The organism is Variovorax sp. Soil_C_26 (assembly GCF_057657075.1).
On record NZ_JBDGJC010000003.1, the window covers coordinates 1 to 26,040 of the forward strand.

At 67.8% G+C, this 26,040-nt stretch carries 22 protein-coding genes, 2 tRNA genes and 1 pseudogene; 14 read left to right on the plus strand and 11 right to left on the minus strand.

Annotated features, from left to right (window positions below):
- A pseudogene (locus AC3A6G_RS09410) lies at positions 1-125 on the plus strand (PLP-dependent aminotransferase family protein); the annotation flags it as partial.
- Between the two features lie 15 nt (positions 126-140).
- Here the strand turns inward: AC3A6G_RS09410 and AC3A6G_RS09415 are convergent.
- Positions 141-368, minus strand: a complete 228-nt coding sequence (locus tag AC3A6G_RS09415; RefSeq protein WP_487862620.1) for a hypothetical protein — start codon at positions 366-368, stop codon at positions 141-143.
- 56 nt (positions 369-424) lie between these two features.
- Here AC3A6G_RS09415 and AC3A6G_RS09420 point away from each other — a divergent pair, with 56 nt between their 5' ends.
- The gene (locus AC3A6G_RS09420; RefSeq protein WP_487862621.1) at positions 425-751 is read left to right on the plus strand and encodes a DUF6172 family protein; all 327 of its coding nucleotides are present in this window, start codon (positions 425-427) and stop codon (positions 749-751) included.
- Between the two features lie 7 nt (positions 752-758).
- Here AC3A6G_RS09420 and AC3A6G_RS09425 read toward each other — a convergent pair whose 3' ends face one another.
- Genes AC3A6G_RS09425 through mfd form a run of 3 tightly spaced genes read right to left on the minus strand, consistent with a single transcriptional unit; the run spans position 759 to position 6,039 of the window.
- Positions 759-1,853 (minus strand): Ldh family oxidoreductase, encoded by a 1,095-nt coding sequence (locus AC3A6G_RS09425; protein WP_487862622.1) that lies wholly within the window; start codon positions 1,851-1,853, stop codon positions 759-761.
- Positions 1,850-2,560, minus strand: coding sequence for a phosphoserine phosphatase SerB (serB, locus tag AC3A6G_RS09430; RefSeq protein WP_487862623.1), 711 nt, complete (start codon positions 2,558-2,560; stop codon positions 1,850-1,852). Before serB ends, AC3A6G_RS09425 begins: the two co-directional genes overlap by 4 nt.
- Positions 2,557-6,039, minus strand: a complete 3,483-nt coding sequence (mfd, locus tag AC3A6G_RS09435; RefSeq protein ID WP_487862624.1) for a transcription-repair coupling factor — start codon at positions 6,037-6,039, stop codon at positions 2,557-2,559. Before mfd ends, serB begins: the two co-directional genes overlap by 4 nt.
- A 70-nt stretch (positions 6,040-6,109) precedes the next feature.
- Between mfd and ispD the strand changes: the two genes are divergently transcribed.
- Together ispD and ispF are read left to right on the plus strand one after the other, a co-directional pair.
- Positions 6,110-6,874, plus strand: coding sequence for a 2-C-methyl-D-erythritol 4-phosphate cytidylyltransferase (ispD, locus tag AC3A6G_RS09440; RefSeq protein WP_487864407.1), 765 nt, complete (start codon positions 6,110-6,112; stop codon positions 6,872-6,874).
- Positions 6,871-7,365, plus strand: coding sequence for a 2-C-methyl-D-erythritol 2,4-cyclodiphosphate synthase (gene ispF, locus AC3A6G_RS09445; protein ID WP_487862626.1), 495 nt, complete (start codon positions 6,871-6,873; stop codon positions 7,363-7,365). Before ispD ends, ispF begins: the two co-directional genes overlap by 4 nt.
- A gap of 19 nt (positions 7,366-7,384) precedes the next feature.
- Here ispF and AC3A6G_RS09450 read toward each other — a convergent pair whose 3' ends face one another.
- Together AC3A6G_RS09450 and ompR are read right to left on the minus strand one after the other, a co-directional pair.
- The gene (locus AC3A6G_RS09450; protein WP_487862662.1) at positions 7,385-8,764 is read right to left on the minus strand and encodes a sensor histidine kinase; all 1,380 of its coding nucleotides are present in this window, start codon (positions 8,762-8,764) and stop codon (positions 7,385-7,387) included.
- A gap of 76 nt (positions 8,765-8,840) precedes the next feature.
- Entirely contained in the window at positions 8,841-9,572 is a 732-nt protein-coding gene (gene ompR / locus AC3A6G_RS09455; protein WP_487862627.1) for an osmolarity response regulator transcription factor OmpR, read from the minus strand.
- Between the two features lie 262 nt (positions 9,573-9,834).
- Between ompR and AC3A6G_RS09460 the strand changes: the two genes are divergently transcribed.
- Together AC3A6G_RS09460 and AC3A6G_RS09465 are read left to right on the plus strand one after the other, a co-directional pair.
- Positions 9,835-10,110: a hypothetical protein gene (locus AC3A6G_RS09460; RefSeq protein ID WP_487864408.1), complete on the plus strand. Its 276-nt coding sequence runs from the start codon at positions 9,835-9,837 to the stop codon at positions 10,108-10,110.
- A gap of 57 nt (positions 10,111-10,167) precedes the next feature.
- Positions 10,168-10,872: an SIMPL domain-containing protein gene (locus AC3A6G_RS09465; RefSeq protein WP_487862629.1), complete on the plus strand. Its 705-nt coding sequence runs from the start codon at positions 10,168-10,170 to the stop codon at positions 10,870-10,872.
- Positions 10,873-10,901: 29 nt separating this feature from the next.
- Here AC3A6G_RS09465 and AC3A6G_RS09470 read toward each other — a convergent pair whose 3' ends face one another.
- On the minus strand, positions 10,902-11,672 hold the full coding sequence (locus AC3A6G_RS09470) for a 3-hydroxybutyrate dehydrogenase (protein WP_487862630.1): 771 nt from the start codon (positions 11,670-11,672) through the stop codon (positions 10,902-10,904).
- 68 nt (positions 11,673-11,740) lie between these two features.
- On the opposite strand from AC3A6G_RS09470, the gene AC3A6G_RS09475 reads away from it, so the two are divergent.
- The 6 genes from AC3A6G_RS09475 to rimO all read left to right on the plus strand — a co-directional run bounded on the left by AC3A6G_RS09475 (position 11,741) and on the right by rimO (position 17,690).
- The gene (locus tag AC3A6G_RS09475) at positions 11,741-12,697 is read left to right on the plus strand and encodes an alpha/beta fold hydrolase (protein ID WP_487864409.1); all 957 of its coding nucleotides are present in this window, start codon (positions 11,741-11,743) and stop codon (positions 12,695-12,697) included.
- A gap of 106 nt (positions 12,698-12,803) precedes the next feature.
- Positions 12,804-14,948: a RelA/SpoT family protein gene (locus AC3A6G_RS09480; protein ID WP_487862663.1), complete on the plus strand. Its 2,145-nt coding sequence runs from the start codon at positions 12,804-12,806 to the stop codon at positions 14,946-14,948.
- A 49-nt stretch (positions 14,949-14,997) separates the two neighbouring features.
- A tRNA-Val gene (locus tag AC3A6G_RS09485) sits at positions 14,998-15,074 on the plus strand.
- A gap of 173 nt (positions 15,075-15,247) precedes the next feature.
- A complete protein-coding gene (locus AC3A6G_RS09490) occupies positions 15,248-15,610 on the plus strand; it encodes a hypothetical protein (RefSeq protein ID WP_487859327.1) in 363 nt (120 codons plus the stop codon).
- 73 nt (positions 15,611-15,683) lie between these two features.
- Entirely contained in the window at positions 15,684-16,244 is a 561-nt protein-coding gene (gene phaR / locus AC3A6G_RS09495) for a polyhydroxyalkanoate synthesis repressor PhaR (RefSeq protein WP_487859326.1), read from the plus strand.
- 39 nt (positions 16,245-16,283) lie between these two features.
- Positions 16,284-17,690 (plus strand): 30S ribosomal protein S12 methylthiotransferase RimO, encoded by a 1,407-nt coding sequence (gene rimO, locus AC3A6G_RS09500; protein WP_487859325.1) that lies wholly within the window; start codon positions 16,284-16,286, stop codon positions 17,688-17,690.
- Positions 17,691-18,551: 861 nt separating this feature from the next.
- On the opposite strand, the gene AC3A6G_RS09505 is transcribed toward rimO, so the two are convergent.
- A tRNA-Leu gene (locus AC3A6G_RS09505) sits at positions 18,552-18,636 on the minus strand.
- Between the two features lie 80 nt (positions 18,637-18,716).
- Between AC3A6G_RS09505 and rnr the strand changes: the two genes are divergently transcribed.
- Together rnr and AC3A6G_RS09515 are read left to right on the plus strand one after the other, a co-directional pair.
- Positions 18,717-20,990 (plus strand): ribonuclease R, encoded by a 2,274-nt coding sequence (gene rnr, locus AC3A6G_RS09510; RefSeq protein ID WP_487859359.1) that lies wholly within the window; start codon positions 18,717-18,719, stop codon positions 20,988-20,990.
- Between the two features lie 50 nt (positions 20,991-21,040).
- A complete protein-coding gene (locus AC3A6G_RS09515) occupies positions 21,041-21,805 on the plus strand; it encodes an SDR family oxidoreductase (protein ID WP_487859324.1) in 765 nt (254 codons plus the stop codon).
- Here the strand turns inward: AC3A6G_RS09515 and AC3A6G_RS09520 are convergent.
- Genes AC3A6G_RS09520 through AC3A6G_RS09530 form a run of 3 tightly spaced genes read right to left on the minus strand, consistent with a single transcriptional unit; the run spans position 21,802 to position 25,942 of the window.
- Positions 21,802-23,265: an NAD(P)H-hydrate dehydratase gene (locus AC3A6G_RS09520; RefSeq protein ID WP_487859323.1), complete on the minus strand. Its 1,464-nt coding sequence runs from the start codon at positions 23,263-23,265 to the stop codon at positions 21,802-21,804. The two genes, AC3A6G_RS09515 and AC3A6G_RS09520, sit on opposite strands and share 4 nt — an antisense overlap.
- Before the next feature lie 36 nt (positions 23,266-23,301).
- Positions 23,302-24,561, minus strand: coding sequence for a D-amino acid dehydrogenase (locus tag AC3A6G_RS09525; protein WP_487859322.1), 1,260 nt, complete (start codon positions 24,559-24,561; stop codon positions 23,302-23,304).
- A 55-nt stretch (positions 24,562-24,616) separates the two neighbouring features.
- The gene (locus AC3A6G_RS09530) at positions 24,617-25,942 is read right to left on the minus strand and encodes an amidase (RefSeq protein ID WP_487859321.1); all 1,326 of its coding nucleotides are present in this window, start codon (positions 25,940-25,942) and stop codon (positions 24,617-24,619) included.
- Positions 25,943-26,040 lie beyond the last annotated feature (98 nt).

The following is a 26,040-nucleotide window of genomic DNA, read 5'->3' on the forward strand; positions in this document are numbered from 1 at the left end:
CCTTCGTGCCCGGCGCGCCGTTCTTTGCCGAGAAGCCCGACGTGGCGACGCTGCGGCTGAGCTTCGCGACGGCCGACTTGGCGAAGATCGAAGAGGGCGTGAAGCGCCTGGGCCAGGCCCTGTAGGAAGGCCCTCGTCCGTCAGGGCGAGCGGTGGAGGCGGGGCGCGGCCAGCAGCGCGAGGTTGTCGGCAATGGCCGCATCCACGTTCGGATAGCGGCCTTTCATTTTCGATAGCGTCATGATGGTCTGCAGCGCCTTCAGGTCCTTGACCGAGGGCGCGACCTTGATCTGCGCGATGGCCGCAGGTGCGTTGCCGCCGTTCACCAATGCCATCACCTTGCTTGCCCAGTCGTTCGCGCGCGCCATGTCTTCACCTGCTTTCCGTTGAATCGCCGACTGTACACAGCGGGTTAGGATCGACCATGAGAAAAACCTTTCAGCTTCAGGTCGAGGGCAAGCACCCCGACCGGCTCCTCGAAGCCATCAAACACGAGATCCGCAAGTACATCAAGCGCGAGCGCCGGCGCGACTTGCCCGAAGGCTCGGACTTCTGGGACTTCGACTGCCGGTTCGGCGCGGCGCAGGAATCCGCGGAACCCGTCCATCTGTCGGCCATCACGGGGCTCATCGACGGCATCGTGAAGGAGGGCGGCACGCAGTTCTACGTCGAGATCCTGGCCAAGGCGGGGAAGCGGCAGCCGCGCGCGGCGGGGGACGATGCGGCCGAGCCGCCGGCCGAAGAGGACTGATACCCGCTCAGAGCAGCGCCTGTGCCAGCTGCAGCCCGTGCCGCTGCTCGGCCTCCTGCAGCGAACGCGCGATCGACGGATGCAGCCGCACACCGTTTTCGGCTTGCGCCTCGCGCCGCTTCAGCCCGCCTTCACCCGGCAGCCGCACGGGCTTCGCGGGATCAATCGGCACATTGCCGCGGCACTGCGCCGCCACGTGGTCCATCTGGCGCAGGAACGCTTCCTTGCCGCCGAAGGCCTGCAGATCGTGCAGCGTGATGTGGACTGTCGCACCCCAGCCCTCGGGCGGATCGGCGCGACCATGGCCTGCGAGACCGGCCGTCAGCGTCTCGACCAGCAGTGCCATGCCGTAGCCCTTGTGGCCGTGGCTCAGGCCGCCGACCGGCAGCAGCGTGCCGGGTGGCTGGTCGAACAGCACCTGCGGATCGTTCGTCGGCCGGCCCGTGGCGTCGATCAGCCAGTCTTCCGCGAAGGTCTCGCCGGCCGCGCGCTTGCGGTTGCTCATGCCGTTGGTGGTGATCGAAGCCGAGATGTCGACCATCACGCCACCTTGCGAGAGCGGGAATCCCATCGCCAGCGGATTCGGCGTGAACACCGCCTGCGTGCCGCCGAAGGGCGCGACGCTGGCGGTGTTGGGGTCGGAGCAGGCGAGCAGCATCAGCATGTCTTCCTGCAGCGCGCGCAGCATGTACACCGCGAGGCAGGCGATGTGATGGCTGCGGCGGATCACGAGCGAGGCGGTGCCGAGCTCGCGCGCGCGCGGAATCAACAGGTCCATGCCCTGGTCCATGAGCCAGGGGCCGGGCAGGCGCTTGCCGTCCCAGAGCACAGCGGCGGGTCGATCGGACAACACCTCGGGGGCGCCGTCGGGCGTCATGCCGCCCGATTCGACCTCCTTCACATAGCCCGCCAGCAGCGCGAGGCCGTGTGTGTCGTGGCCCAGCAGGTCGCCTTCGACCAGCGTGCGCGCGATGCTGTCGGCCATCGACGCGGCGAGGCCGGCCTTTTGCAGCAGGGCGCTGGCGTAGTCGCGCAGCGCATCGGCGCGGTAGAGCGGGGCGGGCGGGGTGGGCGGGGTGGTTGGGTTGGCGGTGCCGCTCATTGCAGGATCTCCAGCAGGCGGTCGAGGCCGCCCTCGTTGATGGCCACCATGGCCTGTTCGCGGACCTTGGGCTTTGCGCGGTACGCCACCGACAGCCCGGCTTCGCCCATCATCGGCAGGTCGTTCGCGCCGTCGCCGACGGCAATGGTCTCTTGCGGCGAAATGCCCAGGAGCGATGCCACTTCGAGCAGCGTGCGGCGCTTCTCGGCGCCGTCGCAGATGTCGCCCCAGCTCTGCTGCACCACGCGGCCGGTGAGCTTGCCATCGGCTTCGTCGAGCAGGTTCGAGCGCGCGAAGTCGATGCCGAGACGGTCTTTCACGCGGTTGGCAAAAAAGGTGAAACCGCCCGACACCAGCAGCACCTTGAGCCCGGCCTTCTTGCAGGCCGCGACCAGCTCGGCCGCGCCGGGGTTGAGTTGGAGCCGCTCGTCGTAGACCTGCTGCAGCGCCGCGACCGGCACGCCCTCGAGCAGTGCCACGCGCCGGCGCAAGCTCTCCTTGAAGTCCTTGATCTCGCCGCGCATGGTGGCCTCGGTGATGGCCGCGACCTCGGCCTTCTTGCCCACGGCGTCGGCGATCTCGTCGATGCACTCGATGTTGATCAGCGTCGAATCCATGTCGAAGGCGATCAGCTTGAAATCGGCGAGAGCCAGCGGCGGCTTCACGCGCTGGAGGACGAGGCCGGGCGAAATTTCTGTAGCGCTCATGCGGGGGCGGTTTCCTTGACGAGGGGTTGTCCGAGGCTGCGCAGCACATCGCGCACCATCTGCGCACGGTCCTTCGGCTCTTTCAGTTCGCGCTCGATGCGCAGCTTCTCGTTGCCGGCGAGCTTGATGTGCTTGTTCTTCTGGATCAGCTGGATGATCGCCATCGAGTCGACCGGCGGATCCTTCTTGAACGTGATGTGGATGATGCCCGGCGCCGCATCGACCTTGACCACGCCATAGGGTCGGGCCAGCACGCGCAGCCGGTGCGTGTCGATCAGCGTCTGCGCCTGCGGCGGCAGCTTGCCGAAGCGGTCGACGATCTCCTCGAGCAGCGTGTCGATCTGGTCGGGCGTCTTGGCGGTGGCGAGCTTCTTGTAGAACGACAGCCGCAGGTGCACGTCGCCGCAGTAGTCGTCGGGCAGCAGGGCGGGGGCGTGCAGGTTGATCTCGGTCGTGACCGACAGCGGCGAGAGCAGGTCGGGCTCCTGGCCGGCCTTGAGCGAGCGAACCGCTTCGCTGAGCATCTCGTTGTAGAGCTGGAAGCCGATCTCCATCATGTTGCCGCTCTGGTTCTCGCCCAGCACCTCGCCGGTGCCGCGGATCTCGAGGTCGTGCATCGCGAGGTAGAAGCCCGAGCCCAGCTCCTCCATCTGCTGGATCGCATCGAGCCGCTGCGCCGCCTGCTTGGTAAGGCCCTCGGTGTCGGGCACCATCAGGTAGGCATAGGCCTGATGGTGCGAACGCCCGACGCGGCCGCGCAGCTGGTGCAGCTGCGCCAGGCCGAACTTGTCGGCGCGGCTCATCACGATGGTGTTGGCCGTGGGCACGTCGATGCCGGTTTCGATAATGGTCGAGCACAGCAGCAGGTTGTAGCGCTGCGCCACGAAGTCGCGCATCACGCGCTCGAGCTCGCGTTCGGGCATCTGGCCATGGGCCACGGCGATGCGCGCTTCGGGAAGAATCTCTTCGAGCTTCTGGCGCCGGTTCTGAATGGTCTCGACCTCGTTGTGCAGGAAATAGACCTGTCCGCCGCGCTTGAGTTCGCGCAGCACCGCCTCGCGGATCACGCCCGTGCCCTCGTTGCGCACGAAGGTCTTGATGGCCAGCCGGCGCTGCGGCGCGGTGGCGATCACGCTGAGGTCGCGCAGGCCTTCGAGCGCCATGCCCAGGGTGCGCGGGATCGGCGTGGCCGTGAGCGTGAGCACGTCGACCTCGGCGCGCATCGCCTTCATGGCCTCCTTGTGGCGCACGCCGAAGCGGTGTTCCTCGTCGATGATGAGCAGCCCCAGGTTCTTGAACTTGACCGACTGCGAGAGCAGCTTGTGCGTGCCGACCACGATGTCGACCGTGCCTTCGGCCAGGCCCTTGGCGGCAGTGGTGATCTCCTTGGCCGAGCGGAAGCGGCTCATCTCGGCCACCTTGACCGGCCACTTGGCGAAGCGGTCGACCAGGGTCTGGTAGTGCTGCTCGGCCAGCAGCGTGGTGGGCGCCAGGAATGCAACCTGCTTGCCGCCGGTGACCGCGATGAAGGCGGCACGCAGTGCCACCTCGGTCTTGCCGAAGCCGACGTCGCCGCAGACCAGCCGGTCCATCGGCTGGGGCGAAATCATGTCCTGCACCACGGCGTGGATGGCGGCCTTCTGGTCGGCGGTTTCCTGGAAGCCGAAGTCGTTGGAGAACACCTCGTAGTCGGCGGCCGAAAAGCGGAACGCATGGCCCTCGCGCGCCGCACGGCGTGCGTAGATGTTGAGCAGCTCGGCGGCGGAGTCGCGCACCTGCTCGGCGGCCTTGCGCTTGGCCTTGTCCCACTGGCCGGAACCCAGCTTGTGCAGCGGCGCCTCGTCGGCGCTGACGCCGGTATAGCGGCTCACCAGGTGCAGCTGTGACACGGGCACGTAGAGCGTGGCCTTGTCGGCATATTCGAGGTGCAGCATTTCCTGCAGCAGCGGCTTGCCCTGGGCATCGACGCCCTGGCCGAGGTCCATGTGGATCAGCCCGCGGTAGCGGCCGATGCCGTGCGCCGAGTGGACCACCGGGTCGCCGACGTTGAGTTCGGACAGGTCCTTGATCAGCGCCTCGACGTCGCTGACCTGCTCCTGCTTCTTGTTGCGCCGGCGCGTGGTCGGCGCGGTGGCGAAGAGCTCGGTCTCGGTGACGAAGTCGATGCCCTGTTCGCGCCAGGCAAAGCCGGCGGCCACCGCGGCGGTCGCGATGCCGATCTTCTCGTCGCCCGAGGCCTCGAACTCGGCCAGCGTGTCGAAGGCCGGTGGGCTCACGCCGCTCGCGCGCAGGAAGTCGAGCAGGCTCTCGCGCCGCCCGTCGCTCTCGGCGATCACCAGCACGCGGTGCGCCGTGGCCGCGATGTGGGCCTTCAGCCCGACCAGCGGATCCTCGGCGCCGCGGACCACCGCGAAAGGCGGGAGCCGGTCGAACTCGGCATAGGGCGTCTCGGTGGGCACGTCGCCGCGGATGGCGAGTTGCGCATGCGGCTTGGCGCGCTGGTAGAACTGCTCGGCGCTCAGGAACAGCGCCTCGGGCGGCAGGGCCGGGCGTTCGGGGTCGCCCTGCACGAGCCGGTAGCGCTCGTTCGTGTCCTGCCAGAAATGCTGGAACGCGGGTTCGAGCTCGCCATGCAGCACCACGGTGGCGTCGGGCCCGAGGTAGTCGAACACCGTGGCCGTCTCGTCGAAAAAGAGCGGCAGGTAGTACTCGATGCCCGCGGTCGCCACGCCGTTGCCCATGTCCTTGTAGATGCGGCTCTTGGTCGGGTCGCCTTCGAGCAGCTCGCGCCAGCGGCTGCGAAAGCGCGCGCGGGCATCGTCGTCCATCGGGAACTCGCGGCCCGGCAGCAGGCGCACCTCGGGCACGGGGTAGAGGCTGCGCTGGGTGTCGGGGTCGAAGGTGCGGATCGAGTCGATCTCGTCGTCGAACAGGTCGACGCGGAACGGCACCAGCGAGCCCATCGGGAACAGGTCGATCAGGCCGCCGCGCACCGCGTACTCGCCCGGGCTCACCACCTGTGTCACATGGCTGTAGCCGGCCAGCGTGAGCTGGGCCTTGAGCTTCGATTCCTCGAGCTTCTGCCGCGCCTTGAAATGGAAGGTGTAGCCGGCCAGAAAGGCGGGCGGCGCCAGCCGGTATAGGGCGGTGGTGGCGGGCACCAGCACCACGTCGGCTTCCTTCTGGCTGATGCGCCAGAGCGTGGCGAGCCGCTCGCTGATCAGGTCCTGGTGCGGCGAGAAGCTGTCGTACGGCAGCGTTTCCCAGTCGGGAAAGAGCGCGCAGCGCAGATCGGGCGCGAAGAAGGCGATCTCGTCGATGAGCCGCTGCGCGTCGTTGGCGTCGGCGGTGAACATCGCGGTGGCGCGACCGGCGGCCTTCTCGCGCATGCCGAGCTGCGCGAGCAGCAGCGCATCGGCCGACATCGGGGGACGCGGCAGCGTGAAACGCTTGCCCGCCGTGAGGTGGGGGAGGTCCATGGATGGCTTACTGGAATGCACAACACCCCGCGCCGGGTGGCGAGGGGTGTGTGAAGCCGCCAATTCTAGAATGGCGGCCCCTTGTCCGCTTGCCGGCACCCGCTGGCGTTCCGCCCCCATGTCTTCGTCGTCCCGATTTTTCGTGTTGATTCCCTGCGCCGGCACCGGCCACCGCGCGGGCGGCGCCGAGCCCAAGCAATACCAGCGGATTGCGGGGGCATCGATGGTGGCCCATACCGTGGCGGCCTTTCGCGCGCTCGCGGGCCGCTTCGCGGGACTGGCGGTGGTCGTGTCGCCGGACGACCGCGACCTGCAGGCAGCGCTGCCGCGCTTTCCGGCCGAAGGCGAATACCTGTTGCAGGTCGGGGGCGTGACGCGCGCGGCCACGGTGCGCAACGGCCTGGTGGCGTTGCGGCAGAAGGGCGCCGGCGCGCACGACTGGGTGCTGGTGCATGACGCGGCGCGCTGCCTCGTCACGTCGAGCCAGGTCGAGGCGCTGATCGCCGCCTGCGAGCACGACGCGGTGGGCGGGCTGCTGGCGCAGCGGCTGGCCGACACGCTGAAGGTGTCGTCGCCCGACAGCCGGGTGTCGCAGACCCTGCCGCGGGCCGACAAATGGCTGGCCCAGACGCCGCAGATGTTTCGCATCGGCATGCTGCTCGATGCGCTCGAGCGTGCCGGCGACGCGGTGACCGACGAAGCCGGCGCGATCGAGGCGCTCGGGCTCGCGCCGCTGCTGGTGCCGGGCAGCGCGCAGAACTTCAAGGTCACCTTTCCGGAAGACTTCGCGCTCGCCGAAGCGGTGCTGCTCGGGCGCAAGAAGGGCGTGGCATGACGGCACCGTTCGACATCCGCGTGGGCGAGGGCTGGGACGTGCACCAGCTCGTGTCCGGGCGCAAGCTGATCCTGGGCGGCATCGAGGTGCCGCACACCACCGGGCTCCTGGGCCATTCGGACGCCGACGTGCTGCTGCACGCGATCACCGATGCGCTGCTCGGCGCGGCGGGCCTGGGCGACATCGGGCGGCATTTTCCCGACACCGACGCGCAGTTCCGCGGCGCGGATTCGGCCGTGCTGCTCGCCGAGGCGGCGCGCCGGGTGCGGGCCGAGGGCTGGGAGATCGGCAACGTCGACAGTACCGTGATCGCGCAGGCCCCCAAGCTCGCGCCGCATATCGGCGCCATGTGCCAGCGCATTGCCCAGGTGCTGGGGCTCGTGCCCGGCCAGGTCAACGTGAAGGCCAAGACGGCCGAGAAGCTGGGGCCCGTCGGCGAGGGCCGCGCGATGGAGGCGCGCGCGGTGGTGCTGTTGCACCGCGCCCGCTGAGCATCGGGGCCGCCGACGCCTACGCGTCCGGCATCGCGCGCGGCATGCGGATGTGCGCCGCCAGGCCGCGGCCCGGCGTGCTAGTGAGCGCGAAGGTGCCGCCCATGCGCTCGATGTTCTTTGCCACGATGGACAGCCCGAGACCGGCGCCCGCGGCCGATGTGCGTGCCACATCGCCACGGAAGAAGGGCTTGGTCAGTTGGGTCAGCAGCACCGGATCGACGCCGGCCCCATGGTCGCGCACCTTGATCAGCACCGCATCGTTGTTGGCCTGCGCCTGGATGACCACGTCGGCCACGCCGGTGGAGGGCGTCTTGCCGTAGCGCCGCGCGTTCTCCACCAGGTTGGAGATCACCCGCGTGAGCTCGACCTCGTCGCCGAGCACGCGCAGATCGGGCGCCACGTCGACGCGGATGTTCATCTCCTCGTAGTCCTGCACGGCGTAGGTGCAGGCGTCGACCACGTCGCGCAGCAGCACCGGTCGCGGCACCACGTGGTCGGGGCGCGCGTAGTCGAGGAACTTGTCGATGATCGCGTCGAGCTGCGCGATGTCGGCGGCCATGTGGTCGCGCGCGTCCTCGTCCTGCACGCTCATCTCGGTCTCGAGACGCAGCCGCGCGAGCGGCGTGCGCAGGTCGTGCGAGATGCCGGCCAGCATGATGGCGCGGTCCTGCTCGATCTTGGCGAGCTGGTCGGCCATGCGGTTGAAGCCGATGTTGACCGCGCGGATCTCGTTGGTGCGCGCGCTCTCGTCGAGGCGATGGGCTTCGTATTCGCCCTCGCGCACCTGCAGGGTGGCGCGCGACAGCTGCTTGAGCGGCAGGTTGATCAGGCGCGTGATCAGCGCCGCGCCGGCCAGCGACAGCGCCATGGCCGTGCTGAGCCACACCAGCCAGGTGCGGCCGCCCACGCGGCTGAAGCGCGTCGGGTCGAGCAGCAGCCAATAGGCATCGCTCTCGATCGTGAAGCCGATCCACAGGCCGGCCTCGTCGTTGACGCGGCTCGCCACGGTGGTGCCGTCGCCGAGCCGCTCCATGAGCTCTTCGGTCACGCGCTGGTCGAGCGCGCCGCTGGTGTAGGGCTGGAAGCGGTCGTTGGGTTCGCGCGGCAGGATGCGCACGCCTTCCTGGTCGGCCAGCGTCTTGATCAGCGACACGCGCGTGATCGCGTCCGAGTACACCAGCGCCGCGCGCGTGAGGTTCACGAGCGAAGCGATCTGGTGCGCGGTCTGGATGGCGCGCGGTTCGTATTCGAGGGAACGGAAAGTCTGCAGCCAGGCCACGGTGCAGCCGATCAGCAGCAGCGCGAGCAGGAAGAAGGTGCGCCAGAAAAGGCTGAAGCCGAGCTTCAGCCCCCGGCGGCGCCCACGCTGCCCGCTGCCCTCGAGCGGGCTCGGCATCGTGACCTGGGCGCCGTCTTCCTGGGCTGGGTCGTGTCTTTCCGATTGCAGGCCGATGGCCACCACCTCGTTTTGGTCAGGCGGTGCCGTCCGGCACGAACACGTAGCCCACGCCCCACACGGTCTGGATGTAGCGCGGTGCCGCGGCATCGGCCTCGACCAGCTTGCGCAGGCGCGAGATCTGCACGTCGAGGCTGCGGTCGAAGGGCTCGAACTCGCGGCCGCGCGCGAGCTGGGCCAGCTTCTCGCGCGACAGCGGCTGGCGCGGATGGCGCACCAGTGCCTTCAGCATCGCAAACTCGCCGGTGGTCAGCGAGAGTTCCTCGCCGTCCTTCTTGAGCGTGCGCGAGCCGAGGTCGAAGGTGAAGGGCCCGAAGGTCACGGTCTCGTTCTCGGTCGACGGGGCTCCGGGCGCCTCGAGCGGCGGACGGCGGCGCAGCACCGCATGCACGCGCGCCAGCAGCTCGCGCGGGTTGAACGGCTTGCCCAGGTAGTCGTCGGCGCCGACCTCGAGGCCGACGATGCGGTCGACGTCTTCGCCCTTGGCGGTGAGCATGATGATCGGCGTGCGATCGTTGGCGGCGCGCAGGCGGCGGCAGACGGACAGGCCGTCCTCGCCGGGCATCATCAGGTCAAGCACGATCAGGTCGACCGTGTCGCGCAACAGGATGCGGTTGAGCGCCTTGCCGTCCTCGGCCACGATCACTTCGAAGCCTTCCTGGGTCAGGTAGCGGCGGAGCAGATCACGGATGCGGGCGTCGTCGTCGACGATCACGATCTTGTCGGTGCGAGCGGGAACTTGAGTCATTTCTACAACGATGAATTTGTAACAGCGCCGATTCTGAAGGCGTTGGGGACCGGTTGAGCCGGTTTTACTTATGGTTTGACACTAAGTTACAAAACTTGCGGACGCTCGCTGTCTAGTCATCCGACGTTAGCTCAGCAGTGGCAAAGTCGGTCTGTCTGCTGATCTTTGCTCAATGAGAACCTTTATTCCCGCGCTGCCGATCGTCGTTGCATGTACTTGCTGTCCTGCCTGGGCCGTTGCCGGCGGGGGTGAGTTTCTCCGGGTGGGCGATTCGCGTCGCAGCGAGGTGCGCGAGGCAGTGGCCGCCCACCGCGCCGCGCAGCGCGACGAGATCCGGCGTGAGGAAGCCGCGGCCGGCAGGCGGCTGACGGCGGCCGAGCTCCAGGAGTTGCGCCAGCAGGTGCGGGCACAATGGATCCCGCCGGGCACCCCGGCGCCCATGCATTCGGCCGAATCGCAGGCGGCCGAGCGGCTCGCACCGGAACCGCCGATGTCCGCCGCCCGCGCCTTGACCTTGCCCCGCAGCCAGCGCCGCTGAAGCGGCGCGGCCGCCGGTGATCTTCATCCAACAACCTATCGCAGGGAGCATCTTGCCTTGAACAAACTCACATCCGTCGTGGCCGTCATTGCACTGGTCGCAGCCGCCGGAAGCGCCACGGCACAGAACCTGGCCGCGCCGCCGCAGAACGTGCTGCAGCTCACGGCCACGGGTACCGTCGAAGTGCAGCAGGATCTGCTGAGCATGACGCTCACCACCACGCGAGACGCCGCCGATGCCGCAACGGTCCAGTCGCAGCTCAAGACGGCCGTCGATGCCGCGCTGGCGGAAGCGAAGAAGAACGTCCAGCCCGGCCAGCTCGACGTGCGCACCGGCAACTTCAGCCTCTCGCCGCGCTACACGCGCGAGGGCAAGATCAATGGCTGGCAGGGCACGGCCGAAATGGTGCTCGAGGGCCGCGATTTCCCGCGCATCACGCAGACGGCGGGCCGAATCACGACGCTCAACGTCGGCAATGTGGGCTTCGCGCTGAGCCGGGAGCAGCGCGCCAAGAGCGAGACCGAGGCCCAGACGATCGCGATCGACAACTTCAAGCAGAAGGCGACCGAGCTCGCCAAGGGTTTTGGCTTCAGTGGCTATACGCTGCGCGAGGTATCGGTGAACGCGAACGACAGCGGCCCGATTCGCCCGCGCATGATGGCCGCCGCCGCTGCCAAGTCCTACGCCGATGCGCCGGTGCCGGTCGAAGCGGGCAAGACCAGCGTGATCGTGAACGTCTCGGGCTCGGTGCAACTCAAGTAGCCTGCGACCGGTCGCCCGTTGGTCGCCCGCTATTGGGCGGTCCAGCCGCCGTCCATCTGCCAGGCGACGCCGCGCACCTGGTCGGCCGCCGGCGAGCACAGGAACGCCGCGAGGCCGCCGAGCTGCTCGACGGTGGTGAACTGCAGCGAAGGTTGCTTCTCGCCGAGCAGTTCGTTCTTGGCCTGTTCCACCGTCATGCCTTCGCGTTCCGCGCGATCGTCGATCTGCTTTTGCACCAACGCGGTCAGCACCCAGCCGGGACAGATGGCATTGCAGGTGATGCCGGTGGTGGCGGTCTCGAGCGCCACCGACTTGGTGAGCCCCACGATGCCGTGCTTGGCCGCGACGTAGGCCGACTTCTGGGCCGAGGCGACGAGCCCATGGGCCGACGCGACATTGATGATGCGTCCCCAATTGGCTTCACGCATCGCAGGCACCGCGAGCCGCGTCGTGTGGAACGCGCTGGTGAGATTGATCGCGATGATCGCGTCCCAGCGCTCGGGCGGGAAGTCTTCCACTTTCGCGACATGCTGGATGCCGGCGTTGTTGACGAGGATGTCGATACGCCCGAATGCCGAGGCGGCGAACTTCATCATGTCCTCGATCTCGGCGGGCTTGCTCATGTCGGCGCCGTGGTATTCGGCGCGCACGCCGAGCGCTTCGACCTGGGCCTTCGGCGCCAGGAAATCGCCGAAGCCGTTGAGCACGATCTGGGCGCCTTGCTGGGCCAGCGTCTTCGCGATGGCGAGGCCGATCCCGCTGGTGGACCCCGTGACAAGCGCGGTTTTGCCTTTAAGCATAAAGATGGATCTCCGGATGAATTAGGATGCGACGAGACCATTATCCGCACCAGAACGATTTCGTTTTCATGACCGACCCGACGCTTCGTGACGTGGCGTGCGATGACGCCCAGGGCGGCCATCGCATGGCTTATTGGCAGTGGGGCGACGCGCGCAGTCCGCGCGTGGTGGTCTGCGTGCATGGCCTGACGCGGCAGGGGCGCGACTTCGACGTGCTGGCCCGGGCCATCGTGGCGCAGGCCGGCGGCGATGTGCGCGTGGTCTGCCCCGACGTTGCTGGCCGCGGCCGCAGCGACTGGCTGCGCGATCCCGCGCTCTACCAGGTGCCGGTGTATGCGGCCGACATGCTCGCGCTGGTCGCGCAGCTGCACCGCGAACAGCCGGTCGAGACGCTCGACTACGTCGGCACCAGCATGGGTGGGCTGATCGGCTTCGTGCTCGCAGGCCATCGCGAGCTGCCGCTCGTGCGGCCGATACGCCGCTTCGTGGTGAACGACGTCGGCCCGACGATCGAAGCCGCCGCACTCCAGCGCATCGCGGCCTACGTGGGGCAGGGCGGCCGTTATGACAGCCTCGAGGCCGCCGCCGATGCGATGTGGGCAATCTCTACCAGCTTCGGTCCGCACACGCGTGAAGAGTGGCTGGCGCTCTCGCGGCACATGGTGGTGCCGGCGTCCCGGCGTACGGCCGATGGCAAGGCGAAGCTCGATGGTGCGGGCGACGACGGCGAGGCCGGCCCCCGCGTGCTTCACTACGACCCGGCCATCGCCATCGCACTGCGTGCCATCACGCCGGAGGCTGCGGCGCATGGTGGCGCCGTGATGTGGAGCCTCTACGACGCCATCGAGGCACGCACGCTCGTGACGCGCGGCGCCGACTCCGATCTGCTGTCGCGCGCCACGGCGCAGGCCATGACGCAGCGCGGACCGCGCGCGGCGCTGGTCGAGTTCGAGGGCGTGGGCCATGCGCCCACCTTTGTCGATGCCGCGCAGGTGTCCGCCGTTATTTCCTTTCTGTTCGAGTGAGTCCCAGGTGAAGCGAGAGTCCTCGAGCCTCCAAACGGCCACCACGCCCGAGCTGGCCGTGGTCGACTATCCGTTGTCCGCCGCCACGGCCGACCGCACGCCGGTGATGGCGAACATGCTGGCGCGCGCGCGCGCATTTGCCGAGCCGCTGATCGCCGACGAAACCCTCGACACCGGCGAGAACACGCTCTCCCATGCCGACGCGGTGGCGGCGATCGTCGCGAAGATGGGCGGCTCCGAGGCCATGCAGGCAGCGAGCTACCTGGTGTATGCCTGCCCGCACCTCAACCGCCCGCAGGAAGTGATCGCCAAGGTGTTCGGCGAAAACTTCGCGGCGCTGGCCGTCGAGACCACCAAGCTGGTGCGGGTGCAGGAGCAGGCGCGCTCGGCTTCGCAGGGGCAGCACCTGGGCGAAGGCGCCGGTGCCGCGCAGACCGAGAACGTGCGCAAGATGCTGCTGGCGTTCTCGCGCGACCTGCGGGTGGTGATGCTGCGCCTGGCGTCGCGGCTGCAGACGCTGCGGCATGCGGCGGCCAGCAAGCGGCCGGCGCCCGAGAGCGTGGCGCGCGAGTCGCTGCAGGTGTTCGCGCCGCTCGCCAACCGCCTCGGCATCTGGCAGGTCAAGTGGGAGCTCGAAGACCTCTCGTTCCGCTTTCTCGAGCCCGAGACCTACAAGCTGATCGCGCGCCTGCTCGACGAGAAGCGCGTCGAGCGCGAGGGCCACGTCGAGCAGCTGCGCTCGCAGCTCGAAAACGAACTGCAGGCCGAAGGTGTGCGCGCCGCCGTGCAGGGCCGGCCGAAGAACATCTACAGCATCGTCAAGAAGATGCGCGGCAAGTCGCTCGACTTTGGGCAGGTGTTCGACATCCTCGCGCTGCGCGTGGTGGTGCCCGACGTCAAGGACTGCTACGCCGCGCTGGCCTGGGTGCATTCGCATTTCGAGCCGATCGACGAGGAGTTCGACGACTACATCGCGCGGCCCAAGCCCAACGGCTACCAGTCGCTGCACACCGTGGTGCGCGAACTCGTCGACGGCAAGCCCGGCAAGCCGATCGAGATCCAGATCCGCACCGAGGAAATGCACGACCATGCCGAGCACGGCGTCGCCGCGCACTGGGCCTACAAGGAAGCGGGCCACAAGGGCTATGCGGGCGTGTGGGCCAGCGGCGAGTACGACGCGAAGATCGCCGTGCTGCGGCAGTTGCTGGCCTGGGAGCGCGATCTCTCGGGCGGGCTGCAGGGGCAGGGGCTTTTCGACGACCGGATCTACGTGCTCACGCCCGATGCGGCCATCGTCGAGTTGCCGCAGGGCGCTACGGCGGTCGACTTTGCCTACACCGTGCACACCTCGCTCGGGCACCGGTGCCGCGGTGCGCGCGTGGACGGCGCGATGGTGCCGCTCAACACGCCGCTGTCGAACGGCCAGACGGTCGAGATCATCGCGGCCAAGGAAGGCGGCCCTTCGCGCGACTGGCTGAATGCCGAATTGGGCTATCTCGCCAGCCACCGAGCGCGCGCCAAGGTGCGCGCCTGGTTCAATGCGCAGATCACGCACGAGACCGTGGCGCGCGGACGCGAGGCGGTCGAGAAGCTGCTGCAGCGCGAAGGCAAGACCGCGACGCGGCTCGAAGACCTCGCGTCGCAGCTCGGATTCAAGTCGGCGGACCAGCTGTTCGAAGTGGTGGGCAAGGACGAGTTCTCGCTGCGCAACATCGAGATGCTGCTGCGTCCGCCCGAGCCTGCGCCCAACCCCGACGACGGCGTGCACTTCAAGAAGCCGCGCGCCAGCGAAAAGTCGGGCAAGGGCGGTGTGCTGGTGGTCGGTGTTTCGTCGCTGATGACGCAGCTTGCAAAGTGCTGCAAGCCGGCACCCCCCGATGCCATCAGCGGCTTCGTGACGCGTGGCCACGGCGTGAGCGTGCACCGCAGCGACTGCAGCAACTTTCGCATGATGGCCTCGCGCGACATCGGGCGCGTGATCGACGTCGAGTGGGGCGCCACGAAGGGCGGCGAGTCCCCGATGTATGCCGTCGACGTGGCGGTGGAAGCGTCGGACCGGCAGGGCCTGCTGCGCGACATCTCCGATGTGTTCGCGCGCGAGAAGATGAATGTGATCGGCGTGCAGACGCAATCGGTCAAGGGCACGGCATGGATGACGTTCACCGTCGAGATCACCGACGCGGCCCGGCTTGCACAGGTGCTCGGGGCAGTGACGGCAGTGGCCGGCGTGCGATCTGCACGCCGCCGCTGAAAAACAGTGTTTTCTCCTGCTACAATAGCGGCTTCTCGGACACATCCTTAGGCGCGTAGCTCAGCTGGTTAGAGCACCACCTTGACATGGTGGGGGTCGTTGGTTCGAGTCCAATCGCGCCTACCAAGTTTCCCCTCTGAAGAAGACCAGTCTTCAGGCTCTCGGGGAAATTCAGGGAAGAATTCCTTCCCTCCAGCATTCCACCCGCTGAAGCAGACAAAGACCATGGCCATGTTGTTGTGCTACCTTGGCCGTTCTGCCATTTCTTTTCGATTTTCTTGACAAGCGATCTGATGAAAATGCGATCGACATACGTCGATCGGGCCGCTGACGAGCGACGTCTGGCCGCATTGCTCAAACAGGCCCCGGTGGAATTTGCGCGTGCGGTCTACGGTATCAACGACCATGCGAGCGGCCGCACCGAGACCATGGCCGCACGCGAGATCGCAAGGGCACTTCGCCAGGGCGTGCCGGTGACGCAGGAGCGTGCCGAACAGCGCGCTCGCGCCTACCTGCCGACGGCCGGCCACGAGCACTGCCCGCGTTGCTGGGTGGTCTACGGCCACAAGAATCCACTGCGGTTCCGGCAAGCCAGCGATGAACGTCCCGAGACCGCCGCCTGCAACGCATGCGGCGCCGAGTACGCGACCACCGTCGATTGAGCCACTCCGCGCGCGGTCAGGGTAAACCTTGTCGCGATGCAGCAAAACCGCTACCTAGAATCGTTCGCATGACATGGACTTCCATGTAGAGGAGTGCGCAGTGCAGAGCAAGAAGTCCGGGGTCAAGCCGGTGCAACGTGTCATCAAGAAGTACCCCAACCGAAGGCTCTACGACACCGAGACGTCCACCTACATCACGCTCACCGAGGTGAAACAGTTGGTGGTACAGAATGCACAGTTCGTGGTGCGCGACGCCAAGTCCGGCGACGACCTCACGCGCAGCATCCTGCTGCAGATCATTCTCGAAGAGGAAGCGGGGGGCGCGCCGATGTTCACCGAGCAGGTGCTGGCCAACATCATCCGGTTCTATGGGCAGGCGATGCAGGGCTACATGGGCCCTTATCTCGAGAAGAACATCCAGGCCATGACCGAAGTCCAGGCGCAACTCGCCGAGAAGGCCGAAGGCCTGACGCCGGAGATGTGGTCGCGCTTCATGAGCATGCAGTCGCCAATGCTGCAGGGGCTCATGGGCAACTACGTCGAGCAGTCCAAGAACGTCTTCCTGCAGATGCAGGAGCAGATGCAGAAGAACACCGAGCAGGTGCTGGGCGCCTTCGGCATCAAACGCCCCTGAATCCCCGCCCCGGCCGATAGCTGGGACAATACGGGCAATATGAGCGAAGTTGCCTCCCACGAACGAACTGCCACGAAAGCCGCCCCCAAGGTCGGCTTCGTGAGCCTTGGCTGCCCCAAAGCCCTTACCGACTCCGAACTGATCCTGACCCGGCTGAGCGCCGAGGGCTACCAGACCGCCAAGAGCTTCGAGGGCGCCGATCTGGTGATCGTCAACACCTGCGGCTTCATCGACGACGCGGTCCGGGAGAGCCTCGACACGATCGGCGAGGCCCTGGCCGAGAACGGCCGCGTGATCGTCACCGGCTGCCTCGGCGCCAAGACGGGCGACCAAGGCGGCAACCTGGTGCGGCAGATGCATCCCAGCGTGCTCGCCGTGACCGGCCCGCATGCCACGCAGGAAGTGATGGACGCCGTCCACGCCAACCTGCCGAAGCCCCACGATCCGTTCATCGACCTGGTGCCCAACAGCTTCGGCGTGGCGGGCCTCAAGCTCACGCCGCGGCACTACGCCTACCTGAAGATCAGCGAGGGCTGCAATCACCGCTGCACCTTCTGCATCATTCCTTCGATGCGCGGCGACCTGGTGTCGCGGCCCGTCGGCGACGTGCTCAGCGAAGCGAAGGCGCTGTTCGAGGGCGGCGTGAAGGAGCTGCTGGTGATCAGTCAGGACACCTCGGCCTACGGTGTCGACGTCAAGTACCGCACCGGCTTCTGGGACGGCAAACCGGTCAAGACACGCATGCTCGAACTGGTGCGCACGCTCGGCGAAATTGCCGAGCCGTACGGCGCCTGGGTGCGGCTGCACTACGTCTATCCGTACCCGAGCGTCGACGAGATCATTCCGCTGATGGCCAGCGGACAGGTGTTGCCGTACCTCGACGTGCCGCTGCAGCACAGCCATCCCGATGTGCTCAGGCGCATGAAGCGGCCGGCAAGCGGCGAAAAGAACCTCGAGCGCATCGCGCGCTGGCGGGAGGTCTGCCCCCAGCTGGTGATCCGCAGTACCTTCATCGCGGGATTTCCCGGCGAAACCGAACAGGAGTTCGAACACCTGCTCGATTTCATTCGCGAGGCACAGATCGACCGGGCGGGCTGCTTTGCCTACAGCCCGGTCCAGGGTGCCACCGCCAACGACATTCCGGGCATGTTGCCGACCGAGGAGCGCGAGGCGCGCCGCGCGCGCTTCATGGAAGTGGCCGAGGCAGTCTCGATCGCCAAGCTGCGCCAGCGCGTGGGCGCCACCATGCAGGTGCTCGTGGACTCGGCACCGGCCATGGGCCGCAAGGGCGGGGTTGGCCGCAGCTACGCCGACGCGCCGGAGATCGACGGCACGGTGCGGCTGCTGCCGCCGGAGAAGATCAGCAAGACGCTCAAGGTCGGTGAATTCACCCGGGCACGCATCGTCGGTGTCGAAGGGCACGACCTGGTCGCGCTGCCGATCTGACGCGTGCGGGGCCCTCAAAGAGAAAAGCCCGCGCGAGCGGGCTTTTCAATTGGCGGGGTGCAGGCTGCCAGGGCCGGGCAAGTGCTCAGTCATCCGAGCGCGAGATGACCAGAAGGCTCATGAACAACGCGCCGAGGAACATGCCGATCAACAAGGTGAATGCTGCGATCACGATAGTTTCCGTTTGGTTTGATGGCTAGATTTTCGAACCAAACGTAACCTTATGTGTAGTTTTGACGTTACTTTTTGACGCATTTTTAGCCGAAAGTGTGACTTTCGCCACACCTTGGGCCATGCGCCGTCACCGCACGGCAGCGAATCAGAGCCGCAACCCGGCGCAAAGGGCGGCCCAGGCCGCCACCAACAGCACCGCGCCGACGACGCTTCGCGGTCTCGCACCGCGTTCTTTCATCCACCACGACGAAAGCGGCAATCAGCTTTGCGAACCAGGGGGTGCCAGGGTGGCGGCAAGCGAACCAGAGCGTGACGGCGTCGCGCTTGATCGTCACGCCCATTGGCGGATGCTTTGGACGATGGACATAGTTGACAGTCGTCTACGCGTGGTAAGGTGCGTCTCGGCTTCAAGGCCAACACGCAGATCCGTCCGTGATCCCTGCCGCGGGTTGAACGCCGCACTCTTACCAGCCCATTTGTTCGAATCCGTGTCGTCGACAAGCGTTTCGCAGGATGGCCCTTTCGAAGGGCGCGATGGGCTGCGCGAGTGCACAAGCCTGACGTCGTTCGGCCCGGCATCGGCGCTGATCGGCATTCGTGAGGGAAACCATCCCTCGATCATGTTCCCAGGGCAAAGAAAAAACCCCTGCGAATCTACGATTCACAGGGGTTTCAGCTTGGTAGGGGTGGTGCCCAGAAGAGGACTCGAACCTCCACGATGTTACTCGCTAGTACCTGAAACTAGTGCGTCTACCAATTCCGCCATCTGGGCCCACATAACTGCCGAAGCAGTTATGTTTTGAATTTCAGGAAAGAGAGAATCATATCAAAAATAATGGCCACTCCAGCGGTCTGCTGGACGAATTTGAAGGAACCGTTCAAGGGCATCGCGACGGTCACGGTTTCGTGCAGCGCGACGACGGCGAAGCCGATATCTATCTACCCCCCAACGAGATGCGCGCGGTGCTGCACAAGGACCGCGTCAAGGCGCGCGTGGTGCGCCAGGACCGCCGCGGCCGCCCCGAGGGGCGCGTGGTTGAGATCGTCGAGCGTCCCGAGCAGCCGATCATCGGCCGCCTGCTGCATGAAGGCGGCGTCTGGCTCGTCGCGCCCGAAGACAAGCGCTATGGCCAGGACGTCCTGATCCCCAAGGGAGCGACCGGGCCTGCCAAGGTCGGGCAGGTGGTGGTGGTGCAGCTCACCGAGCCGCCCGCCCTGTTCGGGCAGCCCGTGGGCCGCGTGAAGGAGGTGCTCGGCGAGATCGACGATCCCGGCATGGAGATCGAGATCGCGGTGCGCAAGTACGGCGTGCCGCACGAGTTCTCCGAAGCCTGTCTGGCCGACGCCAAGGCGCTGCCCGAGAAAGTGCGGCCTGCGGACAAGAAGGGCCGCGTCGACCTGACCGACGTGCCGCTCGTCACCATCGACGGCGAAGACGCACGCGACTTCGACGATGCGGTGTACTGCGAGCCCGCCAAGGTCGGTCGCGGCAAGGGCTGGCGGCTGCTGGTCGCCATCGCCGATGTCAGTGCGTATGTGCAAACCGGCTCGGCGATCGACATCGACGCCTACGACCGCGCGACCAGCGTGTACTTTCCGCGCCGCGTCATTCCGATGCTGCCCGAGAAGCTCTCGAACGGCCTCTGCTCGCTGAACCCCGAAGTCGAGCGCCTGTGCATGGTGTGCGACATGCTCGTGGCGGCGGATGGCGAGATCTACGCCTACCAGTTCTATCCGGCGGTGATGTTCAGCCACGCGCGCTTCACATACACGGAGGTGGCGGCGATCCTCGGCAATACGCGCGGCCCCGAGGCGGCCAAGCGCAAGGACCGCGTGAAGGACCTGCTGAACCTGGCCGACGTCTACAAGGCCCTGCTGAAGCAGCGCAGCAAGCGCGGTGCGGTCGACTTCGAGACCACCGAGACGCAGATCATCTGCGACGACGCAGGCCGCATCGAGAAGATCGTGCCACGCACACGCAACGAGGCACACCGCCTGATCGAAGAGGCCATGCTCGCTGCCAATGTGTGCAGCGCCGACTTCATCGCCCAGGGCAAGCACCCGGGCCTGTACCGCGTGCACGAAGGGCCGACGACCGAGAAGAAGGAGATCCTGCGCGGCTACCTGAAGGCCATGGGCGTCGGCCTCAGCATCACCGACGACCCGAGACCGGGCGAATTCCAGGCGATCGCCCAGGCCACGAAGGACCGGCCCGACGCGCAGCAGATCCACACCATGCTGCTGCGCTCGATGCAGCAGGCCATCTACACACCGTTCAACAGCGGCCACTTCGGGTTGGCCTACGAGGCCTACACGCACTTCACCAGCCCGATCCGGCGCTATCCCGACCTGCTCGTGCACCGCGTGATCAAGGCCATCCTCGGCAACGCGCGCTACCAGTTGCCGATGCTGCCGACACCCGGCGAAGCGCACGCCAAGCTGGCCAAGCGCCTCGCGTCACGCGTCAAGGCGCCCACGACCAAGCCGCAGAAGGCCACGATCGCACCGACCAAGGAAGTGCTCGCGTGGGAAGCCGCGGGCCTGCATTGCAGCGCCAACGAGCGCCGCGCCGACGAAGCGAGCCGCGACGTCGAAGCCTGGCTCAAGTGCAAGTACATGCGCGAGCACCTGGGCGAGGAGTACGGCGGCGTGGTCACGTCGGCCACGACCTTCGGCATCTTCGTGACGCTCGATGCGATGTATGTCGAGGGGCTGGTGCACATCACCGAGCTCGGCGGCGAGTACTTCAAGTTCGACGAGATGCGCCAGGAACTGCGCGGCGAGCGCACCGGCATCCGCTACGCCATCGGCACCCGCGTGCGCGTGCAGGTGAGCCGTGTCGATCTCGATGGACGCAAGATCGACTTCCGCCTCGTGCGCGAGGGCGAGGACCTCACGGCGCGCGCGATGAAGGACAAGGGTGTGGGTTCAGCGGGCGTGCCGGTCAAGGCATCGTCCAAGCGCAGTTCGCGCCACAAGGCCGAAGCCGCCGCGGTCGAGCCGCGCGCCGAGCGGGTCGCCGTCTCTGCGGCGGCGGTGGAGCCGCAGTCGGCCATGCAGGCGTTCAAGTCCGCGGTCAAGAAGGCCGCGAACAAGATGAAAGGGCGCAAGCCGCGCCGCCCCTGACGATATCAACGAGCTACCGAACAGACAAAGCTGAAAAGGAGACACAGAGCATGAGCGTCGAGAACAACAAGGGCCGCATCGCGATCGTCACGGGTGCCGGCACGGGCATCGGCCGCGCGGCGGCGCTGGCACTGCTGGGCGACGGCTGGAGCGTGGCGCTCGCGGGGCGCCGCCTTGAGCCGCTCGAGCAGGTGGCCGAGGAATCGGGTGCGGGCGCGCGCGCCTTCGCGGTGCCGACCGACGTGGCCAACGCCGATTCGGTGCAGGCGCTGTTCGCCGCGACGGTGGAGCGCTTCGGCCGCGTGGACCTGCTCTTCAACAATGCGGGCGTGGGCAACCCGCCCGGCGCCTTCGAGGACTGGACGCCCGAGCAGTGGCGTGGCGTGGTCGACATCAACCTGAGCGGCATGTTCTTCTGCATCCAGCAGGCGTTCCGCACCATGAAGGCGCAGACGCCGCGCGGTGGCCGCGTCATCAACAACGGGTCGATCTCGGCCACCGCGCCCCGCCCGAACTCGGCCGCCTACACGGCGACCAAGCATGGCGTCGAGGGCCTCACCAAGACGGCCTCGCTCGACGGGCGGAAGTACGACATCGCGGTCGGCCAGATCGATGTGGGTAACGCGATGACGGAGCTGGCCGCGCGCATGGCCAAGGGCGTGCCGCAGGCCAACGGCGAACTCGCGGTCGAGCCGCTGATGGACGTGAAGATCGTGGGGCAGTCGGTGCTCTACATGGCGAACCTGCCGCTGGAAGCCAACGTGCTGTTCCACACCGTCATGGCGACAAAGATGCCCTTTGTCGGACGCGGCTAGACGCTTTGGCGCGCCAGTGTGCCCGCCGTCAAGGCGGGTGCGCCGGCGGGCCAGGTGTCGGCCGCATGGCCGTGGTGCCATACCGACGCGCAGGCCGCCTCGAACGCAGGCCGGCCCGAGGCCAGCGCTGCACCGATCATTCCCGCGAGCACGTCGCCGGTACCGGCAGTGGCCAGGCGCGCATTGCCGGTCGGATTGACGACCGGCGCTGGGCCGTCTTCGGCAATGATCGTGCCGGAGCCCTTGAGTACCAGCACAACGCCGAATCGCGCAGCGAGTTCACGCGCCGCCGCGAGTCGGTCGCGCTGGACTTCGCCCGCCGTGCATCCGAGCAGCCGCGCTGCCTCGAGCGGATGGGGCGTCAGCACCGTGGGGCGGCCACGGTGGCGCCGCCTCGACAGTTGCACCTGCAGGTTGCGGTCGGTCGCCAGCGCATTGAGCGCGTCCGCGTCGAGCACCAGCGTGGCCGCGGTGGCCAGCACGCGCGGCAGCAGGGCGCGCACCGCGGTGCCGCCGCCGCAGCCACAGACGACCGCCATGGCTGAAAGATCGAGCGAGGCGGCGTCGCGCAGCATCAGTTCGGGCTGCAGCGCGGCGACGGGCGCGGCATCCGGGTCGAGCAAGCCGGCGTAGACGCGGCCGGCCCCGGCATGCAAGGCGGCGGTGGCGGCCAGCAGTGCCGCGCCCGCCATGCCGGGCGCGCCGCCGACCACGGCGACGTCGCCCTGGCTGCCCTTGTGCGAGGCATGCAGGCGCGGAGGGATCCGGGGCGCACCCGCGAGCCGGGCTGCCGGCGGCTCGTCGACGCTGTCGCAGCCCAGGTCATCGAACCAGATGCTGCCGCAGGCGTCGCGGCCCTGCGCTGTGAAGAGGCCGGGCTTGAGCGTCAAGAGGCTCAGGCAGTGGCGCGGCGAGGCAGCGCTGTCCGGCGCCTGTCGGGCCGCGCGATGCAGCACGCCGGTGTCCGCGTCCAGGCCGGACGGCACATCGATGCTCAAGGTAGGCGCCGCCGCTCGATGCATGCGCTGCAGCCACTCGGCCACGTGGCCTTCGGGCGGGCGCGTCGAGCCGATGCCGAGCAGGGCGTCGATCGCGAGATCGTGCGCAGGCGGCGGTGCCGGGGTGATCTCGACGCCGGCCTCGCGCGCACGTCGAAGCGAGACCCTGGCGTCCGACGGTAGGCGGGTCTCGTCGCCCTCGAAGGTGACGACCGGCGAGAAGCCGCGCTCGCGCAGCCGCATCGCGGCTTCGAAGCCGTCGCCACCGTTGTTGCCCGGACCGCAGGCGATCCAGATGGTCCGCGCATGCGGCGCGATCGCCATGGCCAGCCGGGCCGCGGCCAGTCCGGCGCGCTGCATCAGCGTGTGGGCGGGTAGCGCCTTGGCCCAGCGCTGTTCGATCCGGCGTGTCGACGCGCGGTCGAAGAGGTCTGCGACAGTGTCTGGCGTGATGCGCTGCATGGGCCGATTCTGCGCGACCGCCGCGCGTCCAGTCGTTCAGGCGTGCAGATGCAGCCGCTCGATCCCGAGGCCTTCGAGATCGACGCCGGCATCGCGCCCGCCGATCAGGTCGGCCACCACGCGGGCGCTGCCGCACGAAAGTGCCCAGCCGCTCGAACCGTGTCCCAGGTTGAGCCAAACGCCCGGGATGCCGCTCGCGCCGAGCACCGGCGGACCGTCGGGCAGCATCGGGCGGGCGCCTTTCCATTGCTGCACGCCCGACTGCAGTGTGGCCGCGCCGGGGAACCAGTCGTGCAGCACCTTGTAGAGCGTCTGCACCGCTGCGGGGTTGATGCGGCTCAGCGAGCCGCCGATCTCGGCGCTGCCGGCCACGCGCACCCGCTGCCCGAGGCGCGAGATTGCGACCTTGTAGCGTTCGTCCATCACCGCGCTGCGCGGCGCGTTGAGTGATTCGCGGATCGGCGCGCTGATGGAGTGGCCGTACACCGGCGCCAGCGGAATGCGCAGGCCGAGCGGGCGCAGCAGCGTGGCCGAGGCGAGGCCGGCGCAGACCACCACGGCATCGAAGTGCAGCGGCGGCGAGCCGCTCGCGAGTGCGACGGCGGTGGGCGCGGCGCGGCTCAACGGTGCGATGTCGCAGTTGAAGTGGAACTGGGCGCCGAGCGCCTCGGCCTCCCACTTGAGCAGCAGCGCGAACTGCCGGCAGTTGGCCACCTCGTCGTCGGGCAGGTGGATGGCGCCGGCCAGCGCGGTGTCGGCGTTGAGCGCGGGCTCGATGCGGCGGGCTTCGTCGGCGTCGACTTCGCGAAACACGCTGCCGGCCGAGCGCAGCACCTCGAGGCCTGGCTGGATGAGTTTCTTCTCGCGCTTGGAGCGCAGCAGCACCAGGTAGCCGTCGCTGCGTTCGTAGCTCAGTTCGCGCGCCTCGGTCACCTCGTGCAGCCGGGTCCGGCTGTAGAACGCCAGGCGCTGCATGCGGGCGCGGTTGGCGAGATAGGTCTCGAGCTTGCACGCCCTCTGCCAGCGCGACATCCAGCCGAGGTCTTGCGTGCCGAGCGGCCAGCGCAGCTTGATGGCGCCATGCGACGAAAGCAGCGAGCGCAGCACCTTGGCGCGCATGCCCGGCGCAGCCCAGGGTGTGACGTACCCTGGCGCGACCACGCCGGCATTCGCGAAGCTGCCTTCTTCGGCGGCGGCGCCGCGGCGTTCGAACACGGCCACTTCGTGGCCGTCCGAGGCCAGTTCCCAGGCGCTGGTGACGCCGATGATGCCGGCGCCCACGATCGCGATTTTCATTGAGTGATGGAGTAAGAAAAGATGGCGCGCCGGGTGTCGGCCCGACTGGGCGAGCCTACCGTGCCTGCAGCGCCTTTTCCGCCTGAAGGGCAATCGCCAGCACGGCGTCGTCGTGCATCGCCGCATGCCAGAGCATCAGCCCGGCCGGCAGTTCGCCCGCGGCCTGGCAGGGCAGCGAGATCGCGCATCCGTCGAGCATGTTGACGATCGACGGATTGCGCAGCAGCAGCGCATTGACGCGGAAGAACGCATCGTCGCGCTCGGCGCCAGGCGCCACGCTTGCGATGCTCGGCGCGGTGATCGGTACCGTGGGCGACAGCAAGGCGTCGAAGCCCGAAAGCGACGCTTCGACGCGCGCGATCCAGGTCCGCCGCGCATTCAGCAGGTCGATGTACTCGTGCGCCTTCATGCCGGCGCCCCTGAGGATGCGCTGGGCGACCCGCGGATCGTAGCCGGCGCCGCTGCGCTCGAGCAGCAAGCGGTGCCAGGCATACGATTCGGCGGCCGAGAAACCGCCGGTGGCATTGATTCCCTGCAGGTCGGCGAGTTCGGGCAGCGTGATTTCCTCGATGCGGGCGCCGGCGCCGCGCAACACGTGCAACGCACGGTCGAAGGCGCGGGCGACCGACGGTTCGATGTCGTCGAAGAACACGTTCTTCACGACCGCAAGCCGGTACGCACCCACGGGCGCGGCACCGCGCGTCACGCGCCGTGCCGAAAGGATTTCGTGCGCGAGGATCGCGTCACGCACAGAGCGCGTCATGGCGCAGACGGTGTCGAGGGTGGTCGACAGCGGGAGCGCGCCATCGGCCGGAACAAGGCGCGCGGTGCTCTTGAAGCCCACGATGCCATTGAGTGCAGCGGGGATGCGGATCGAGCCGCCGGTGTCCGAGCCCAGGCCGATGAAGGCGGCGCCCGCGGCCACCGAGACCGCCGCGCCCGAAGATGAACCGCCGGGAATGCGCGGCATGGCCGCTTCCGCCGCATTGGCGGGCGTGCCGTGGTGAGGATTGACCCCGACCCCCGAGAACGCAAACTCCGTCATGTTGGTGCGGCCCGTGAGCACCCCGCCGGCGGCCCGCAGGCGCGCCACCGCGACCGCGTCGGTCTGGGCCGCCGGCGCGTGCGCAAGCACCATCGAACCGGCCGGTGTGGGCTGTCCCTCGACGTCGAACAGGTCCTTTGCGGTGAAGGCGAGGCCGGCAAGGCGGCTCGCCGGCGCTGCGCCGGCGATTTCCCGGCGGGCTTCGTCGAACATGGTGCGGGTGAAGACGTGGCGGCAGGCCGGCGATTCGGAGATGCCGATGGCACGCTCCAATTCGGTGCGTGCATCGGTGCCGCCGGCCAGGAGTTCCAGGCGGGTGGCGTGAAGGTCGTTCATGGGGGCTGGAGGGGGGTGGGTCGGCGTTGCGGGGAAGGCGGCAAGGGGCGCGTGCTATACTCTTTGGGTTTCGCTGATCGCGTGGCGGACTTTCGCTA